The organism is Arthrobacter sp. RAF14, assembly GCF_052114185.1.
In the GTDB taxonomy this organism is placed as follows: domain Bacteria; phylum Actinomycetota; class Actinomycetes; order Actinomycetales; family Micrococcaceae; genus Arthrobacter_E.
On the sequence record NZ_JBFREG010000010.1, the window covers coordinates 100872 to 118097 of the forward strand.

The window sequence follows — 17226 nt, forward strand, 5'->3', positions numbered from 1 at the left end:
CGGGCCCGTGTGTCGTGGCCGGCCCGCGGCGCGGCATCCGTGCACACTTCCCGGGCGCCGCGGCGTCAGCTGTCGAGACGCGCCGCCGCGGCGTCCCCGACCGCCCGGGCGCGGGACCGCGGAGGCTCGGACTTCCCGTGTCACAGACGGTCCGCGGACGCGGGAAGGTCAGCCCAGGGCCGCTACTGTGATAGCTGTCACCACTCCTTGTGTGGTGAGTGACACATGGTCAGACTTGGGGCACGGGAACAACCCGGCTTGTGACGTACGGAGAAGCATGTTTTCCAAGATACTGGTGGCCAACCGCGGCGAAATCGCGATCAGGGCCTTCCGCGCCGGCTATGAGCTGGGCGCCAAGACAGTCGCGGTCTTCCCTCAGGAGGACCGGAACTCCATCCATCGCCAGAAGGCGGACGAGGCGTACCTCATCGGAGAGGAAGGCCATCCCGTCCGGGCGTATCTCGACGTCGAGGAGATCGTCCGGGTCGCGAAGGAGTCCGGCGCGGACGCGATCTACCCCGGCTACGGATTCCTCTCCGAGAACCCCGGACTGGCCCGTGCGGCCGCCGAAGCCGGGATCACGTTCGTCGGACCGCCGGCCGAGGTGCTGGAGCTGGCCGGCAACAAGGTGGCGGCTCTGGCCGCGGCCCGCAAGGCCGGAGTGCCGGTGCTGAAGTCCTCGGAGCCGTCCCGCGACATCGAAGAGCTCCTGGCCGCGGCGGAGGAGATCGGGTTCCCCATCTTCGCCAAGGCCGTGGCCGGCGGCGGTGGCCGTGGCATGCGCCGCGTGGAGAAGCCCGAGGACCTCCGCGAAGCGCTGGAAGCGGCCATGCGCGAGGCCGACGCCGCGTTCGGCGACCCCACCATGTTCCTGGAGCAGGCCGTCCTGCGGCCCCGCCACATCGAAGTGCAGATCCTGGCCGACGCCGAGGGCAACGTCATGCACCTCTTCGAACGTGACTGCTCGCTGCAGCGCCGTCACCAGAAGGTCATCGAGATCGCCCCGGCCCCCGACCTGGACGAGGGGATCCGCCAGGCGCTCTACCGCGACGCCGTCGCCTTCGCCAAGGCTCTGGGGTACGTCAACGCCGGTACCGTGGAGTTCCTGGTGGACACCGCGGGCGAACGCGCCGGGCAGCACGTCTTCATCGAGATGAACCCCCGGATCCAGGTGGAGCACACGGTGACCGAGGAGGTCACGGATGTGGACCTGGTCCAGGCCCAGATGCTCATCGCCGCCGGGGCCACGCTGGCCGATCTGGGACTGTCCCAGGAGACCGTGACGCTCAAGGGCGCCGCCCTCCAGTGCCGCATCACCACCGAGGATCCCGCCAACGGGTTCCGGCCGGACGTCGGGAAGATCACCGGCTACCGCTCCGCCGGTGGTGCGGGCGTGCGCCTCGACGGCGGCACCGTGTACTCGGGCGCCGAGATCAGCCCGCACTTCGACTCGATGCTCGTCAAGCTCACCTGCCGCGGCCGCGACTACCCTGCGGCGGTCGCCCGGGCACGGCGTGCGCTGGCCGAATTCCGCATCCGCGGCGTCTCCACCAACATCCCCTTCCTGCAGGCCGTCCTGGACGACCCGGACTTCGTGGCCGGCAAAGTCGCCACGTCGTTCATCGAGGAGCGCCCGGAGCTGCTCAAGGCCCGCACGTCGGCCGACCGCGGCACCAAGCTGCTGACCTGGCTCGCCGAGACCACGGTCAACAAGCCGCACGGCGAGCCGCGCGTCAGCACCGGACCGGGCGTGAAGCTCCCGGTCCTCCCGGAAGGTGAGGCTCCCGCGGGTTCCCGCCAGCAGCTGCTCGAGCTGGGCCCGGAAGGGTTCGCCCGTGCGCTCCGGGAGCAGACCGCCGTCGCCGTCACGGACACCACGTTCCGCGACGCGCACCAGTCCCTGCTCGCCACTCGCGTGCGCACCCGTGATCTGGTGGCCGCCGGGCCGGCGGTGTCCCGCCTGCTGCCCTGCCTGTTCTCCGTGGAGGCGTGGGGCGGTGCGACGTACGACGTCGCGCTCCGCTTCCTGGGCGAGGATCCCTGGCAGCGTCTGGCAGCCCTGCGCGAGGCCATCCCGAACATCTGCCTGCAGATGCTGCTGCGCGGCCGCAACACGGTCGGGTACACACCGTACCCGGAGGAGGTGACCCGGGCGTTCGTGCATGAGGCCGCGGCGACCGGCATCGACATCTTCCGGATCTTCGACGCGCTCAACGACGTGGACCAGATGGAGCCCGCGATCCGCGCGGTCCGGGAGACCGGCACCGCCGTGGCGGAGGTGGTCCTCTGTTACACGGGCGATCTTCTCAACCCGGACGAGGACCTTTACACCCTCGACTACTACCTGGACCTGGCACAGCGGATCGTGGACGCCGGGGCGCACATCCTGGCGATCAAGGACATGGCGGGTCTGCTGCGTCCGGCTGCCGCGGCCGTGCTGGTCAAGGCGCTCCGGGAACGCTTCGATCTGCCGGTCCACCTCCACACCCATGACACGGCCGGCGGTCAGCTGGCCACGCTGCTCTCCGCCGTCGACGCCGGGGTGGACGCCGTGGACGTCGCCTCCGCGGCTCTGGCCGGGACCACCAGCCAGCCGGCCATGTCCGCCCTCGTCGCGGCCCTGGCGCACACGCCGCGGGAGACGGCCCTGGATCTGTCGTCCGTCGATGCCCTGGAGCCTTACTGGGAGGCCGTCCGGCGGGTCTACGCACCATTCGAATCGGGACTCGCGGCTCCCACGGGCCGCGTGTACCAGCACGAGATCCCCGGGGGCCAGCTCTCCAACCTCCGGCAGCAGGCCATCGCGCTGGGGCTCGGTGAGCGCTTCGAGGCCATCGAGGACATGTACATGGCCGCGGACCGCATCCTCGGCCGCCTGGTCAAGGTCACGCCGTCCTCCAAGGTGGTGGGCGATCTGGCGCTGCACCTCGTGGGCCTCGGAGCGGATCCGGAGGAGTTCCGGGAGAACCCCCAGAACTTCGACATCCCAGACTCCGTGATCGGGTTCCTCAACGGTGAACTGGGCAACCCGCCCGGTGGCTGGCCCGAGCCGTTCCGCACCAAGGCGCTCCAGGGCCGGGCCGTGAAGCCCCGTGACCTGGAACTGAGCGCCGAGGACTCGGCGGCCCTCCAGGCCGACTCGCAGACCCGCCGGGACACCCTCAACCGTCTGCTCTTCGCCGGCCCCACCAAGGACTACCTGCGGAGCCAGGAGAGCTACGGCAACCTCTCGGTGCTCGACACCCGCGACTACCTCTATGGCCTCCAGCGAGGCGAGGAGCACGTGATCGAGCTGGAGCGCGGCGTCCGTCTGATCGCGAGCCTGGAAGCCATCTCCGAGCCGGATGAGAAGGGCATGCGCACCGTGCTCTGCAAGCTCAACGGGCAGTCGCGCCCGGTCGTGGTGCGGGACCACTCCGTGACGAGCAATGTGAAGGCCGCGGAGAAGGCCGATCCGGCCGTGCCGGGTCAGGTGGCCGCCCCGTTCGCGGGTGCGGTCTCCCTGAAGGCGGCGGTGGGGGACACCATCGCCGCGGGCGACGTCGTGGCCACCATCGAGGCCATGAAGATGGAGGCCTCCATCACCTCTCCCGTGGCCGGGACCGTGCAGCGGCTGGCGATCTCCGCCATCGAGCAGGTCCAGGGCGGCGATCTGCTGCTCGTGATCGGCTGATCACCGTGGGTGCCCGGGCTGTCCCGGGCACCCACGACGACGGCGGCCCGGCACCTTCAAGGTGCCGGGCATCTCCTCGATGACGTCCGAGTAGTCCTTGACCACCTGGGCGCGCTTGACCTTCAGGGACGGGGTCAGGTGGCCGGAGGCCTCCGTGAAGTCCTCGGTGACGATCCGGAACGACTTGATGGCTTCGGCGTGGGAGACGGATTCGTTGGCCTTGGAGATGAGCCGCTGGACCGCCTCCTTCACCTTGTCCTCACGGGCGGCGTCAGCCAGGGTCAGCTTGGAGGAGAGGCCGTGGCGTTCGAGCCAGCCCGGCAGGGCCTCCTCGTCCAGCGTGACGAGCGCCCCGATGAACGGCCGGTTGTCGCCGACCACCAGGACCTGGGACACCAATGCGTCGGCGCGGATCTGGTCCTCCAGCAGGGCCGGCACCACGTTCTTGCCGCCCGCGGTGACGATGATCTCCTTCTTGCGGCCCGTGATCCGCAGGAAGCCCTGCGCGTCCAGTTCGCCGATGTCCCCGGTGTGGAACCAGCCGTCGGTGAAGGCCTCCTCCTGGAGCTCCGGGCGGTGGTAGTAGCCACGCATGACGCAGACGCCCTTGGCCAGGATCTCACCGTCCTCCGCGATCCGGACGGCGTTGCCGGGCAGCGGCGGGCCGACCGTGCCGATGCGGTTGAGATCCAGGGTGTTGACCGTGATGGGCGCGGTGGTCTCGGTCAGGCCGTAGCCTTCGAGCACCAGCAGTCCGATGCCGTTGAAGAAGTGGCCCAGGCGTTCGCCGAGGGGACCACCACCGGAGACCGCGTGGCTGACCCGGCCGCCCATGGCCTCGCGGAGCTTCTTGTAGACGAGCGCGTCGAACAGGGTGTGCTTGAGCTTCAGACCCAGCCCCACCTTGCCGTCCTGGCGCGCACGGGAGTAGGCGATCGCGGTCTCCGCGGCCTTGTGGAAGATCCCGCCCTTGCCGCCGTCCTCGGCCTTGGAGAGCGCGGAGTTGTAGACCTTCTCGAAGACGCGGGGCACGGCCAGGATGAAGGTCGGCTGGAAGCTCTGCAGATCCGGCAGGAGGTTCTTCACATCCGGGGTGTGGCCGACCCGGGACCCGGCGGCCACGGCGAGCACCGAGATGAACCGGGCGAACACGTGGGCCAGCGGCAGGAACATGATGGTGGAGGCGCCCTGGTTCACGATCACGCCCAGCTGGGCGAGGGCGTTGTCGGAGAGCTCCGCGAAGTTCCCGTGCGTGAGTTCGCAGCCCTTGGGGCGTCCGGTGGTGCCGGAGGTGTAGATGATGGTGGCGATGCTGCCGAGACCGGCGCTGCGGCGCCGCTCCTCCAGTTCGGCGTCGCTGACCCCGGAGCCGGCGTCGCGGAGCTCGTCGAGCCCGCCGGACTCGATCTGCCAGACGTTCCGCATCGCGTCCAGGTTCTCGGCACGGACGGCTGCGCGGATGGCGTGCTCATGATGGGCCTGCTCCGCGAAGGCCGCCACGGCGCCCGAGTCCCCGAGGTTCCAGGCGACCTGGCTGGGGGAGGAGGTCTCGTAGATCGGGACGGAGATTGCGCCGGCGAACCAGATGGCGAAGTCCACCAGGGTCCATTCATAACGGGTGCGGGACATGATGCCGACCCGGTCGCCCAGCTGCACGCCCGAGGCGATCAAGCCCTTGGCGAGTGCCGAGACGTCGGCGAGGAACTCCGTGGCCGAGATGTCCTGCCAGGTCCCTGACGCGTCCCGGGTGGCGAAGAGTGCCGGATCCTTGCCGCCACGGGCGTGCCGCAGCAGGAGATCGGTGATGTTGCTGGCAGGGTCCAGGTGAACCTTGGCAGGCATGCTGAATTCTCGCACGATAGCTCCTTCGATATCCCTTCCCCCTGAGGGCTTGCACCAAGCCTAGTACCCGGGCGTTCCCCGTGCCGAGGGCCGCGAAGTCCGGGTCCCACGCGGGCGGCCGCGCACGGGGGATGTGATCCACATTATATCTACTCGCCAGTAACTTAGCGTCCGGCTCCCTAAGATGGGCACATGCAGCACACCATCCCACCCTCCGGCCGCAGGTCGTCGCCGGCCATCGGCATCGACATCGGCGGCACCAAGGTGGCAGCCGGTCTGGTGGATCATCAGGGCAGGATTCTCCGCTCGGAGCGACGGGACACCCCGGGGCAGGACGCCGCCCGGGTGGAGGAGGTCATCGCCGAACTCGTCGAAGAGCTCAGCGGAGGACGCCGTGGCGCCCCGGTGGGCATCGGAGCCGCCGGCTGGATGGACCTCGACGGCGGCACGGTCCTGTTCAGCCCGCATCTCGCCTGGCGCAACGAACCCCTGCGTGCGCGGCTGGAGGAGAAGCTCCGCCGCCGGGTGCACGTGGTCAACGACGCCGACGCCGCGGCCTGGGCCGAGTGGCGCTTCGGCGCGGGCCAGGGGGAGTCGCGGCTGGTCTGCATCACCCTCGGCACCGGGATCGGCGGCGCCATGGTGAACGACGGGCGCCTGGAACGTGGACGCCACGGCGTGGCGGGGGAGTTCGGGCACGCGATCATGGTGCCGGGCGGGCACCGCTGCGAATGCGGCAATCGCGGCTGCTGGGAGCAGTACGCGTCCGGGAACGCGCTGGGACGGGACGCCCGGGAGCTCGCGGCGGCCAACTCGCCCATGGCCCAGGAGATCCTGGCCGCGGCGGGCGGTGATCCGCAGCGGATCACCGGGGCGCTCATCACGCGGCTGGCCCTGGAAGGCGAGGCGCAGAGCCGGGAACTCGTGGCTGACGTGGGGGAGTGGCTGGGACTGGGGCTCGCGAATCTCGCCGCCGCACTGGATCCCGGGACCTTCGTGATCGGTGGGGGACTGTCCACGGCGGGGAACCTGCTGCTCGACCCCGCGGAGCGGACCTTCCACCGGAATCTGACGGGCCGCGGCTTCCGCCCGGTGGCGCGGGTCGCCATGGCGAAGCTCGGTCCCGACGCCGGACTCGTGGGTGCCGCGGACCTCGCGCGGAACGCGGCCCGGCGTGCGCCCTTGCGCGGTGCGCTGCCGCTCAGGGGCGCCGTCCGCGGGCGGGGCGACGGGCTGAGGCCGCGTCCCGGCGCCTAGGCGCGGCGGCTAGAGGCGCGCGCCGTCGTCGTGGTCGTCATCGCCGCGCTGCGGGAGCTGCCACAGGAGATAGCCGACGCCGGCCGCGAAGCCCGCGATGAGGACCCACCACGCGGGCTGGGGTGCGGAGCGCCAGAAGATCAGGAGCAGCACGATCAGCAAGGGCGAACCGGCCGCGCCCGCCCAGGCGAGGGCGAACCGGGGGTCCGCTTCGCTCAGGGGACCCGGGTCCTCCGGCACGAAGCTGTCGAGTTCCTCTTCGACCTCGGGATCGGTCTCGTAGTCCCGCGGGCCGCTGCCCACCGGGGGCGGCGCGGCCGGGCTGCTGAGCCCGAGTGGATCGAAGGCGGAGAACCCGGACCCTGAGCCAGGACTGCCCGCGCCGGCGCCGGGCGAGGCGTCCCCGCTGTCCGTGGCCTTGAGACGCGCCACGAGGTCCTCCCAGACGGCGTCGTCATCCTGTCCCGACGCGTCCGCGTCCTGCGGTTCCTCCGGCGGCTGATCCTCGGAGGAGCGGCTGCCCGGCACGTTGTCCTCGCCGGGGGTCATGGCCTGGCCACCAGGGAGTCGATGAAGCGCACGCTCCCGTCGAAGATGAGCGGGGCGTCGTTGTCCACGGTGGCCACGTGCAGGCTGTTCTCCAGCCATTCGATGTCCAGCAGGCCTTCCCGCAGCCCGTTCTGCAGGGCCCGCACACTCGAATCACCCACGATGTGGTCCGTGCGGGACCGGAACAGCTGCACCGGGGTGCTGATGCGGGGGAGCAGTTCCCGGGTGTTGGCGAACAGCTTGTGCAGTTCATGCACCGAAGCGGTCGGTGTCCTCGTGTAGGCGCCCTCGTCGACGCCGGGCTTGAGGATGTCGTTCGCAATGGACGGCGTGGACTTCACCAGATGCTTGAGCAGCCCGGAGAGGGGCGCGCGCCAGTCGTCGATGACCAGGCCCGGATTGACCACCACGGTTCCCGCCACCGGTTTGAGCGCCGCGAGCCGCAGGGCGAGACAGCCACCCATGGACAGGCCGGCCGTGACGATCGTGTCGCACAGCGGCACCAGGTCCTGGTAGCTGCGCTCGTAGGCCTGGTACCACTCCTGCCAGCTCCGGGAGGCCATGTCCTGCCAGGTGGTGCCATGCCCGGGGAGCAGAGGCATCCGGACGGTGAAGCCGGCCTCCGCCAGGTGCGTGGCCCAGTCGCGCAGCCCGTGGGGGCTTCCCGTGAAGCCGTGGGACATGACCACGCCCACCCGTGCCCGCGGGCCGTGCCCGTCGCTGCTGAAGGGCTCGTGAGAGATGGCCGATTGCTCAGGTCGCAGTGCCTCATTGCTCATGACTCCATCATTCCCCAAAGTGGCGCGACATGGGACCCGGCCACCCGGTCCATGTAGTCTGGGCGCAGGTTCCGGGCACCGTCAGGGCCCACCTGACAACGCCACTTCCAAGGAGGACGGCCATGTTCTACTGGCTGATGAAGAACGTCATCATCGGGCCACTGGTCAAGCTGGTCTTCCGCCCCTGGGTCAAGGGTCTGGACAACATTCCTCAGGAGGGTGGCGCGATCCTGGCGTCGAACCACCTCTCCTTCTCCGACTCCGTCTTCATGCCGCTCGAGGTGCCGCGACCCGTGGTGTTCCTCGCCAAGAGCGAGTACTTCACGGGGCGGGGGCTGAAGGGCCGGCTCACGGCGGCCTTCTTCCGGATGACCAATCAGCTCCCCATGGACCGTTCGGGCGGGAGCGCCTCCAGTCTCTCGCTCGGCGCAGGTGCGGACGTCCTCAGGAACGGGGAACTCCTCGGCATCTACCCCGAAGGCACTCGAAGCCCGGACGGCCGCCTGTACCGCGGCAAAGTGGGTGTGGCACGCCTGGCCCTGGAGTGTCGGGTCCCGATCATCCCCGTGGCCATGATCGGCACGGACAAGGTGCAGCCCATCGGCCGCAAGGTCCCGACCATCCGGAGGATCGGGGTCATCTTCGGTGAGCCCCTGGACTTCAGCCATCTGGCCGACCGCGCCGACGAGTATGAGGTTCAGCGTCAGGTGGTCGACGCCGTGATGGAGCGGCTCATGCGGCTCTCCGGCCAGGAATACGTGGACAAATACGCCGCGACCGTCAAGGCCGAAGCGGCCGCTGCCGCCGCCGGGATCAGGCCGGACGACCAGGACGGCGAGGCCGCCTCCTGACGTTCCCGGACCCCGGAGCGTCCGTCCTATGGACCCGAAGCGGCGATCCCGTCCGGGGCGTCTAGAATCTAAGGCGTGACTGAGCTTTCCACCACAGCGGCCCCCCACTCCTCCGCCGCCTTCGCGGCCGCATCCCAGAGCGGAGCGGCCGACTATCCGGGTCTTGACGAGTGGCGTTCGCTGCCGATCAACCAGCAGCCCACCTGGTCTGATCCCGACGTCTTCCAGGCCTCGGTCAAGGAACTGTCCATTCTCCCGCCGCTGGTCTTCGCCGGCGAAGTGGATGTCCTGCGCGAGCGTCTCGCCGCCGCGGCCCAGGGCCGCGCCTTCCTCCTGCAGGGCGGCGACTGCGCGGAGACCTTCGAAGCGGCCACGGCCGACCGGATCTCCTCGCGGGTCAAGACGATCCTCCAGATGGCCGTCGTCCTCACCTACGGCGCCTCGCTCCCCGTCATCAAGATGGGACGCATGGCCGGTCAGTTCGCCAAGCCGCGCTCGTCCAATGACGAGACCCGGGACGGCGTGACCCTTCCGGCTTACCGCGGCGACATCGTCAACGGGTACGAGTTCACCCCCGAATCCCGCGCCCACGATGCCAACCGGATGCTGCGGGCTTACCACACCTCGGCCTCCACGCTGAACCTCATCCGCGCCTTCACCACCGGTGGTTTCGCGGATCTCCGCCTGGTGCACCAGTGGAACAAGGGCTTCACGGCCAACCCCGCTCATGCCCGTTACGAGTCCCTCGCCAAGGACATCGACCGCGCCATCACCTTCATGCAGTCCTGCGGCGCTGACTTCGAAGCCCTCAAGCGGGTGGAGTTCTTCGCCAGCCACGAGGCGCTGCTGCTGGACTACGAGCGTGCGCTGACCCGCATCGACTCCCGGACCGGATTCCCGTACGACACGTCCTCCCACTTCCTGTGGATCGGGGAGCGCACCCGCGAGCTGGACCACGCACACGTCGATTTCCTCTCCCGCGTCCGCAACCCCATCGGCGTCAAGCTCGGCCCGACCACCACGGGCGACGACGCGCTGCGGCTCATCGACAAGCTGGACCCGAACCGCGAGCCCGGCCGCCTCACCTTCATCACCCGCATGGGCGCAGGGAAGATCCGCGAGAACCTCCCGCCCATCGTGGAGAAGGTCACCGCCTCCGGGGCGCAGGTGCTCTGGGTGACCGACCCCATGCACGGGAACACCGTGACCAGCAAGAACGGCTACAAGACCCGGCGCTTCGACGACGTCATGGACGAGGTGCGCGGCTTCTTCGAGGTGCACGAGGCTCTGGGCACCTTCCCGGGCGGTCTGCACGTCGAGATGACGGGCGACGACGTCGCGGAGTGCCTCGGCGGCGCGGACCCCATCGACGAGGCGGCTTTCGAGGATCGCTACGAGTCGGTCTGCGACCCCCGCCTGAACCACATGCAGTCCCTGGAACTCGCGTTCCTGGTGGCCGGCGCGCTTTCCAAGCGCTGACTCTTTCCAAGCGCTGAGCATGTCCAGGCGCTGACCCTGCGTCCCGGGGACCCAGGGGTCCCCGCGACAGCACTGAGGCCGGTCCGTGATGCACGGACCGGCCTCAGGCGTCTTCCGGAGAAGGTCAGCCGACGGGCTCCTCGGCCCGGACTGCGGGATCGCTGGGATCGCGTTCCTCGGGATCAGGATCGATTTCACTGAGCTGGCGCGCCGAAAGCTCTGCGAAGGCGCCGCCTGCGGCACGCAGCTCCGGCGCCGTGCCGTGCTCCACCACGTGGCCGCCGTCGAGCACCACGATCTGCTCCGCGTCCTCCACCGTGGAGAGCCGGTGGGCGATCGTCAGGGTCGTACGGGTGGAGGCCAGGTGATCCAGGGCCGCCTGGACCTGGGCCTCCGTGGTGTTGTCCAGCGCGCTCGTGGCCTCGTCCAGCACCAGGACGCGGGGATTGCGCAGCAGGGTCCGTGCGATCGCCAGCCGCTGCTGTTCTCCGCCGGAGAAGCGGTGGCCTCGGGCTCCGACCATGGTGTCGAGACCAGCGGGCAGGCTGCGGATCAACTCGGCGACATGGGCCGCCTCGAGCGCCTCCCACAGGACATCGTCCGTGGCCTCGGGTGCGGCGATCCTCAGATTGTCACGGACGCTCGCGTGCGCCAGATAGGTCTCCTGGGAGACCACGCCCACGATCGCGGACAGGTCCCGGAAGCGGAGGTCGCGCACGTCGATGCCGTCGATCGTCACGCGTCCGGCGCCCGGCTCATTGAGGCGGGGGAGCAGCGACGCCAGGGTCGACTTCCCGGAACCCGTCGGACCGACGACGGCCGCCGTCGTCCCCGCGGGAATGGTGAGGTCCACATCGCTCAGGACGTTTCTCCCGCTGCCCGGGTAGGCGAAATCGACGTGCTCGAAGCGGACCTCCCCGCGCACGGTGGCCGGGTCGATGTCCACGGGGTTCTCCGGTTCGCGGATCTCCGGCACCAGGTCCAGCCATTCGAAGATGCGGGAGAAGAACGCCATGGCGGTCACCCACTGGACACCCACGCTCATGAGGCCCATGACCGGGCGGAACAGCCCTGATTGCAAGGCTGTGAAGGCCACGATCGTCCCGATGGAGAGGTCCATGCCGCCCACGGGGAGGCCGGCCGCGAGGTAGATGACGGCCGGGATGGCGGCGAAGACGATCTGCATGGCGGCCATCCGCCACCGCCCCGCCAGCTGGGAGTGCATCTCCAGTTCGGCCAGTTCACGGCTTGCCGTGCTGAAACGTGCGGCATCGCGGGAGGTGGAGCCGATGGTCTTGGCGAGGCGGATGCCGGAGACGGAGAGACCTTCGTCCACATAGGTCTGCAGCTGGGCCATCTTGGCCTGCTGCTTCACGGTGATGTCCCGGCGTTGCAGGGCGACCCGGCGGGCCACCCAGATGGACGGCGGCAGGACGATGAGCGAGACGATGCTGAGCCAGGGGGAGAGGGCCACCATGGCGATCACCGTGCCGATGGCGGTGGTGACATTGGAGGCCACCGCGGTCGCCGTGTTGGTGACGAGGTTCTGCATCCCGTTGATGTCGTTGGTCATGCGCGACTGGACCTCGCCACCGTGGGTGCGGGTGAAGAAGCCGAGTGACTGCGCCTGCAGATGGCTGAACAGCCGGGTCCGCAGATCGTGCATGACGCCCTGGCCGATGCGGGTGGAGATCCAGGTCTGCCACACGCCGATCACAGCCGTCACGGCGGCGACGCCGATCATGGACAGCACCAGGACGCCGAGCAGGCCGGTGCGCCCATGCGGCAGTGCGTCGTCGATCACGCTGCGCACCAGGAAGGGCTGGAAGAGGGAGACGATCGAGCTGCCGGTGATCAGGACGACCACCAGGAGCAGTGGCCGGCGGTAGCCGGAGAAGAGGGCTGCGATGCGCCGTTTGCTGACCGGATGCTGGTCCAGCTGTGTGAGATCGGCCTTGCTGACGCGCCCGGGGCCGCCCGGGCGTCCGCCGCCAGGGGCGGGAGTATGAGGAACGGTGCCAAGGGTCATCCGAGGCCTCCTAAAGGTTCGGGAGCAGGCGGCGGGTGACGCGCGCCTCGATAAGGAGGTTACCTCCGTAGTTTGGAAATGTAAAGAGGTAACCTCCTCATCTTTCCTCCGGGCGCGCGAATGCCTACAGTGTGAACATGACCCCCGACCGCATGGAGCTCCCTGACCTGGTTCATTCCGTCTCGCACGGACTGAGGAGGAGCTGGATGGCCGATCTGTCCCCGTTCGGGCTCTCGCCCCATCAGTGGAGGGCGCTGCATGTGATCGCGTCGCACGACGGCGAGCCTCAGCGTCAGCGCGACGTCGCGGCCGCGCTGCGGATCGCCCCCCGTTCCGCAGCGGAGGTGCTGAGCCAGCTCGAAACGGAGGGCCTGATCGCACGCACGCCGGACCCCAGCGACAAGCGGGCCGTGCTGCTGTCCGCCACGAGCGAGGGGCTCGAGCTGGAGAGGAAGGTCCACGCGGTCCGCTCTCAGCGGGGAGACGAGTACTTCGCCACCCTGGGAGCTGAGGACCGGGCGGAGCTGGCCCGGCTGCTCGGGATCCTGCTGGAGGCCCACCCCCGTCCCGAGGAGGGGTGGCGGCCGCCGAAGGGCGGCGCTACACCACCGTCAGCGTGATGGTGGAGCCCTCGGGCGCCGTGCCGTCCCGGGGATCCTGAGAGCGCACGGTTCCGAAGAACCCACCCAGCACCTCGTCGATGACCACGGTGAAGCCCAGCTTCTCCAGCTCGGCCTTCGCCACCGAAGCCTGCTTGCCCACGAAGTCGGGCACCTCCACGGGCCGCGGTCCCTTCGACAGTGTCAGCGTCACGGTCTCGCCCTTGAACAGGGTGCCGTTGGCCGGGACCTGCGCGGCGACCCTGCCGGCCGGGATGTCCTTGCTGAACACCTGCTCCTTGGCGGTCTTCACCTCGAAGCCCGCGGAGGCGAGCTTCTGCGTCGCATCGTCCTCACCGAGCCCCAGCACGCTCGGCACGGGAACGGGTTCGCGCCCCTTGGAGACCGTGAGGTTCACGGCCGTGCCGCGCCGCACCTGGGCGCCGCTGCCGGGGGACTGTGCGATCACTTCGCCGACCGGTGCTGTCTCGCTGTACTTCTCCGTGACGCTTCCCGCCGAGAGGTTCGCGCCCGTGAGCGCGGTGCGGGCGTCGTCCAGTGTCTTCTTCACCAGGCCTGGAACGGGAAACAGCTGCGGGCCTTTGGAGACCAGCAGCTGCACGCCCTCGAACTTGCGGATCACGGTGCCCGCCGGGGGCTCAGTGGCCACCACCAGCCCGCGGCCGACCTTCTCGTCGAACACTTCCTGCTGTTCCGCCTTGACTCCGTACCCGCCCAGGATGGACGCGGCCTGTTCCGCGGGCTGGCTCTTGAGATCCGGCAGGGTGACCTGAGCTCCGGGTCCCATGCCGAAGAACCATCCCGCGCCGGACGCCAGAACGGCGAGCAGCACCAGGATGATCACCCAGATGACTCCCTTGCGGCGCGGATTGCCCTGCCGCACCTGCCGCGTGGGGGTGGCCAGGGCCTTGGCCTCCTGGCGGGCACGTTCCTTGTCCTCTTTCCTCTGCTGTCGTTTGCTCAGCGGTGCGCCGGGCGGGGGAGCGGAGGGCAGGACGGTGGTCGAGTGTCCCGGGTAGGGAAGCACCGAAGTGGCCAGGGGGTCGAGCTGGCCGAGCACCGTGGTGCGCTGGTCGCCTGCCGGCAGCACGGTGGTGTGGCCGCCCTGGGCTGCGATGACTTCGGTGGCGCCGCCGGCGAGAGGCGGATGCGGCGTCGTCGGGTGTTCTGCGGAAGCGACCGGGCGCGGCTCGAACGGCGACGACGCCGGCGCACCCGGAGCGGGCAGGTCCAGATCGGCGGCGGGCAGTGTCGCCGCCACATGGCGCAGCTCACCGAGGAAGGCCCGCGCGTCGACGGGCCGCTCATCGGGAGCCTTGGCCGTGGCCCACTGGACGAGTTCGTCGAAGTCCTGGGCCAGGCCCGGCCGCTTCAGGGAGGGCGGCGGGACCTGGTCATTGACGTGCTGGTAGGCGACCTGGATGGGCATGTCGCCGGTGAACGGCACGCCCCCGGTGAGCAGCTCGTAGAGCATGATGCCGCAGGAGTAGACGTCGCTGCGCGCGTCGGCGTCGTGGCGCTGGAACAGTTCGGGGGAGAGATACGCCACGGTGCCGAGGAGTTCGCCCGTGCTGGTCTGCGCCGTCGCCTGACGGGCCAGACCGAAGTCGCCGATCTTCACGGCGCCCTCGCGGGAGATGAGCACGTTCTCGGGTTTGACGTCACGGTGGATCAGCCCGGCCTCATGGGCGGCCGCCAGACCTTCGAGGGCGGGGGCCAGATAACTGATGGCCACGCGCGGTGTCAGGGCGCCTTCGCTCCGGATGACGTCACGGAGCGTGCGCCCTTCGATGTACTCCATGACCAGATAGGTCAGGCGGCCATGCCGTCCATGGTCGAGCACGGAGACGACATGGGGATGGGAGAGCCGCGCGGAGGCGCGGGCCTCCCGGGCGAAGCGCTCCACGAAGACCTCGTCGGAGGCCAGCTGCGGATGGAGGACTTTCAAGGCCACAGGGCGCTCCAGCGTGACATGCAGCGCCTTGTACACGGTGGACATGCCACCATCGGCGATGCGTTCCAGCACGCGGTAGCGGTTGTCGACGACCGTGCCGAGAAGCGGGTCTTCAGAGCGGTGTTGCACCCTATGATCCTAAGCGTTCACGCGCAGGGTCCGGTACGACGCGTACCGGACCCTTGTCGACAGGTGGGATGTGCTCAGCGGAACGTCGCGCGGTGGGCCTTGATGGCGGCGACGTAGGCCTTGGTGTCCGAGTACATGCCGTGGTGCTCCACCGAGTACTGACCCTGGTAGTACCCGGCGATCGCGTAATCCGTGTTGCGGCTCGTGCTGAGCAGGGAGCGGATGATCGCGATGCCCGCCGTGGCGTTGTCATACGGATCCAGCAGGTTCAGCTGACGGCCGACCATCTGGGAGGCCCATTCGCCGGAGCTGGGGATCACCTGCATGGTGCCGATGGCGTTGGCGGGGGACACGGCGCGCTGGCTGAAACCGGACTCCTGGTAGGCGAAAGCCATGGCCAGGGCCGGCTCGACGCCCATGCGGCGTGCGGTGTCGGCCACGATCTGGCGCATCTCAGCGCGGGTCGGCACCGGCGACGCGTTCAGCAGCGCCTTGTTGCGGTTCGCGGAGTTGACCACGGCCTTCGGGTACTTGTAACCGAGGAAGGAATCCGGCACCAGGTCGCCCGGAGTGGACGGCGCGGTGGGGGACGTGGTCTGGCCGGCGCCCGGGATCACGAGCTTCTGGCCGGGGTAGATGATCGAGGTCATCTTCAGCCGGTTCGCGTTCAGGAGCGAGCTGAGGGACACGCGCTGCCGCGAGGCGATGGCGCCGAGGGTGTCACCTGCACGGACCATGTAGCTGCCGCCCGAGACGGCTGCGCCGCCCGACGGCTTGCCGGACCCGCCGGTGGACTGCGGCACCACGGCCCCGCCCGCGGACACCTTGATCTTCTGGCCGGGATAGATGATCGACGTCGCGCGCAGGCCGTTCCAGGACAGGATCGAGCTCAGGCTGACACGGTGACGCATCGCGATGGCGCCCAGGGTGTCGCCGGAGCGGACCGTGTAGGTGGAGCCGCCCTGGGGCGTCGCGGGCCGGGAGACCTGGCCGCCCGACGACGGAGCCGAGACGCCGGCCTTCAGTTTGATGGTCTGACCGGGGTAGATGATCTGGTTCGCCCGGATGTTGTTGAGCTTCAGCAGGGCGTTCAGGCTCAGGCCGTAGCGATGGGCGATGCCGCTCATCGTGTCACCCGAGACGATCCGGTACGTGTTGGGCACGGCCTTGAGGGCGATCTGCAGGTTGGCCGGCAGCGACGTCGCCACCTTGCTCACCGGGAGAAGACCGGCGGAGGCGCGGCCGGCGATGGCCGCTTCGAGGCCCTGGGGGAGTCGCTTGGCGGGGGTCACGTTGTGGGGCACCGACGCCTCGGCCGGCTGTGCCAGCGCGAGCGAGGAAAGGACGACTGCGGGAAGGGCGGCCGTCGCCACTGCTGCGGTGGCCCGTGAACGGTTCGTTGGCGATGTGAGGCTCGTCATTCAGTGTCGTCCTTGGCGTCAGGGTCATCCGCATGAAAGGGGAGATTTCAGCGTGTGACCTGTGGTGCGTATGTGAAAGTTGATGGTCGTGTTGAAAATGTGACCAATGTGAATCTCTCATGAAAATGCGGCTAGCACAAGAAGAGTGGGTTTAGCTGGGCACCGCCCCGGCGTGTCCTGGACACCCTGGTCAGGAGGGGGTCGCAGGGCGTCGAGGGTCCGGGCTAGGTGAGAGACGGCCCGGCGTGGCACCCTTAACGGGTGAGCAATGTAGAAGCCCTGGTGGGCGAATGGCTGCCGTTGCCGGATGTGGCCGAAATCCTTGATGTGAAGATCTCCGGGGTCCACGGGCTGATCGACGAACGCGCCCTGGTGGCGCTGAAGGTGGGCGACCGGAAGATCCGCAGCGTCCCCGCGGACTTCGTGAAGGACGGCGAGGTCCTGGATGCCCTCAAGGGGACGATCGCGGTCCTGAAGGACTCGGGGTTCACCGATGAGGAACTGATCACTTGGCTCTTCACGGAGGATGAGTCCCTGCCGGGCCGCCCCGTGGATGCGTTGCGGGCCGGGCGCAAGACCGAGATCCGGCGCAGGGCCTCCGCGCTGGCCTGGTAACCGCGCTCGGCGTCAATACCGCACGAGA

12 protein-coding genes are annotated in these 17226 nt (G+C 69.1%); 6 read left to right on the forward strand and 6 right to left on the reverse strand.

The window, feature by feature from the left end; translation table 11 throughout:
• The first annotated feature begins 277 nt into the window (after positions 1-277).
• On the forward strand, positions 278-3673 hold the full coding sequence (locus AB4Y75_RS16045; protein WP_441436878.1) for a pyruvate carboxylase: 3396 nt from the start codon (positions 278-280) through the stop codon (positions 3671-3673).
• On the opposite strand, the gene AB4Y75_RS16050 is transcribed toward AB4Y75_RS16045, so the two are convergent.
• Positions 3674-5530, reverse strand: coding sequence for an AMP-dependent synthetase/ligase (locus AB4Y75_RS16050; protein WP_441436879.1), 1857 nt, complete (start codon positions 5528-5530; stop codon positions 3674-3676).
• Positions 5531-5707: 177 nt separating this feature from the next.
• Here AB4Y75_RS16050 and AB4Y75_RS16055 point away from each other — a divergent pair, with 177 nt between their 5' ends.
• Positions 5708-6772: an ROK family glucokinase gene (locus tag AB4Y75_RS16055; RefSeq protein WP_441436880.1), complete on the forward strand. Its 1065-nt coding sequence runs from the start codon at positions 5708-5710 to the stop codon at positions 6770-6772.
• A 9-nt stretch (positions 6773-6781) separates the two neighbouring features.
• Here AB4Y75_RS16055 and AB4Y75_RS16060 read toward each other — a convergent pair whose 3' ends face one another.
• Both AB4Y75_RS16060 and AB4Y75_RS16065 read right to left on the reverse strand, forming a co-directional pair.
• Positions 6782-7321, reverse strand: a complete 540-nt coding sequence (locus tag AB4Y75_RS16060) for a hypothetical protein (protein ID WP_441436881.1) — start codon at positions 7319-7321, stop codon at positions 6782-6784.
• A complete protein-coding gene (locus AB4Y75_RS16065) occupies positions 7318-8100 on the reverse strand; it encodes an alpha/beta hydrolase (RefSeq protein WP_441436882.1) in 783 nt (260 codons plus the stop codon). Before AB4Y75_RS16065 ends, AB4Y75_RS16060 begins: the two co-directional genes overlap by 4 nt.
• A 122-nt stretch (positions 8101-8222) precedes the next feature.
• Here AB4Y75_RS16065 and AB4Y75_RS16070 point away from each other — a divergent pair, with 122 nt between their 5' ends.
• Both AB4Y75_RS16070 and AB4Y75_RS16075 read left to right on the forward strand, forming a co-directional pair.
• Positions 8223-8951: a lysophospholipid acyltransferase family protein gene (locus tag AB4Y75_RS16070; protein ID WP_441436883.1), complete on the forward strand. Its 729-nt coding sequence runs from the start codon at positions 8223-8225 to the stop codon at positions 8949-8951.
• 75 nt (positions 8952-9026) lie between these two features.
• Positions 9027-10430 carry a class II 3-deoxy-7-phosphoheptulonate synthase gene (locus AB4Y75_RS16075; RefSeq protein WP_441436884.1) on the forward strand — a complete coding sequence of 468 codons (1404 nt, stop codon included), beginning with the start codon at positions 9027-9029 and terminating at the stop codon, positions 10428-10430.
• 124 nt (positions 10431-10554) lie between these two features.
• On the opposite strand, the gene AB4Y75_RS16080 is transcribed toward AB4Y75_RS16075, so the two are convergent.
• On the reverse strand, positions 10555-12459 hold the full coding sequence (locus AB4Y75_RS16080; protein ID WP_441436885.1) for an ABC transporter ATP-binding protein: 1905 nt from the start codon (positions 12457-12459) through the stop codon (positions 10555-10557).
• Between the two features lie 206 nt (positions 12460-12665).
• On the opposite strand from AB4Y75_RS16080, the gene AB4Y75_RS16085 reads away from it, so the two are divergent.
• Complete coding sequence (locus AB4Y75_RS16085) at positions 12666-13079, forward strand: MarR family winged helix-turn-helix transcriptional regulator (protein WP_441436886.1); 414 nt, start codon at positions 12666-12668, stop codon at positions 13077-13079.
• On the opposite strand, the gene AB4Y75_RS16090 is transcribed toward AB4Y75_RS16085, so the two are convergent.
• Positions 13060-15162, reverse strand: a complete 2103-nt coding sequence (locus tag AB4Y75_RS16090; protein ID WP_441436887.1) for a protein kinase domain-containing protein — start codon at positions 15160-15162, stop codon at positions 13060-13062. The genes AB4Y75_RS16085 and AB4Y75_RS16090 overlap by 20 nt on opposite strands.
• A gap of 74 nt (positions 15163-15236) precedes the next feature.
• Positions 15237-16583: a LysM peptidoglycan-binding domain-containing protein gene (locus AB4Y75_RS16095; RefSeq protein ID WP_441436888.1), complete on the reverse strand. Its 1347-nt coding sequence runs from the start codon at positions 16581-16583 to the stop codon at positions 15237-15239.
• 261 nt (positions 16584-16844) lie between these two features.
• Between AB4Y75_RS16095 and AB4Y75_RS16100 the strand changes: the two genes are divergently transcribed.
• Entirely contained in the window at positions 16845-17198 is a 354-nt protein-coding gene (locus tag AB4Y75_RS16100) for an Rv2175c family DNA-binding protein (protein WP_441436889.1), read from the forward strand.
• The last annotated feature ends 28 nt before the right edge of the window (positions 17199-17226 follow it).

Bases quoted from the DNA above. Each gene is read 5' to 3' on its own strand.
- AB4Y75_RS16080 (WP_441436885.1), bottom strand. From the start codon at position 12,459: ATGACCCTTGGCACCGTTCCTCATACTCCCGCCCCTGGCGGCGGACGC.
- AB4Y75_RS16045 (WP_441436878.1), top strand. From the start codon at position 278: ATGTTTTCCAAGATACTGGTGGCCAACCGCGGCGAAATCGCGATCAGG.
- AB4Y75_RS16085 (WP_441436886.1), top strand. From the start codon at position 12,666: ATGGCCGATCTGTCCCCGTTCGGGCTCTCGCCCCATCAGTGGAGGGCG.
- AB4Y75_RS16060 (WP_441436881.1), bottom strand. From the start codon at position 7,321: ATGACCCCCGGCGAGGACAACGTGCCGGGCAGCCGCTCCTCCGAGGAT.
- AB4Y75_RS16070 (WP_441436883.1), top strand. From the start codon at position 8,223: ATGTTCTACTGGCTGATGAAGAACGTCATCATCGGGCCACTGGTCAAG.
- AB4Y75_RS16065 (WP_441436882.1), bottom strand. From the start codon at position 8,100: ATGAGCAATGAGGCACTGCGACCTGAGCAATCGGCCATCTCTCACGAG.
- AB4Y75_RS16055 (WP_441436880.1), top strand. From the start codon at position 5,708: ATGCAGCACACCATCCCACCCTCCGGCCGCAGGTCGTCGCCGGCCATC.
- AB4Y75_RS16095 (WP_441436888.1), bottom strand. From the start codon at position 16,583: ATGACGAGCCTCACATCGCCAACGAACCGTTCACGGGCCACCGCAGCA.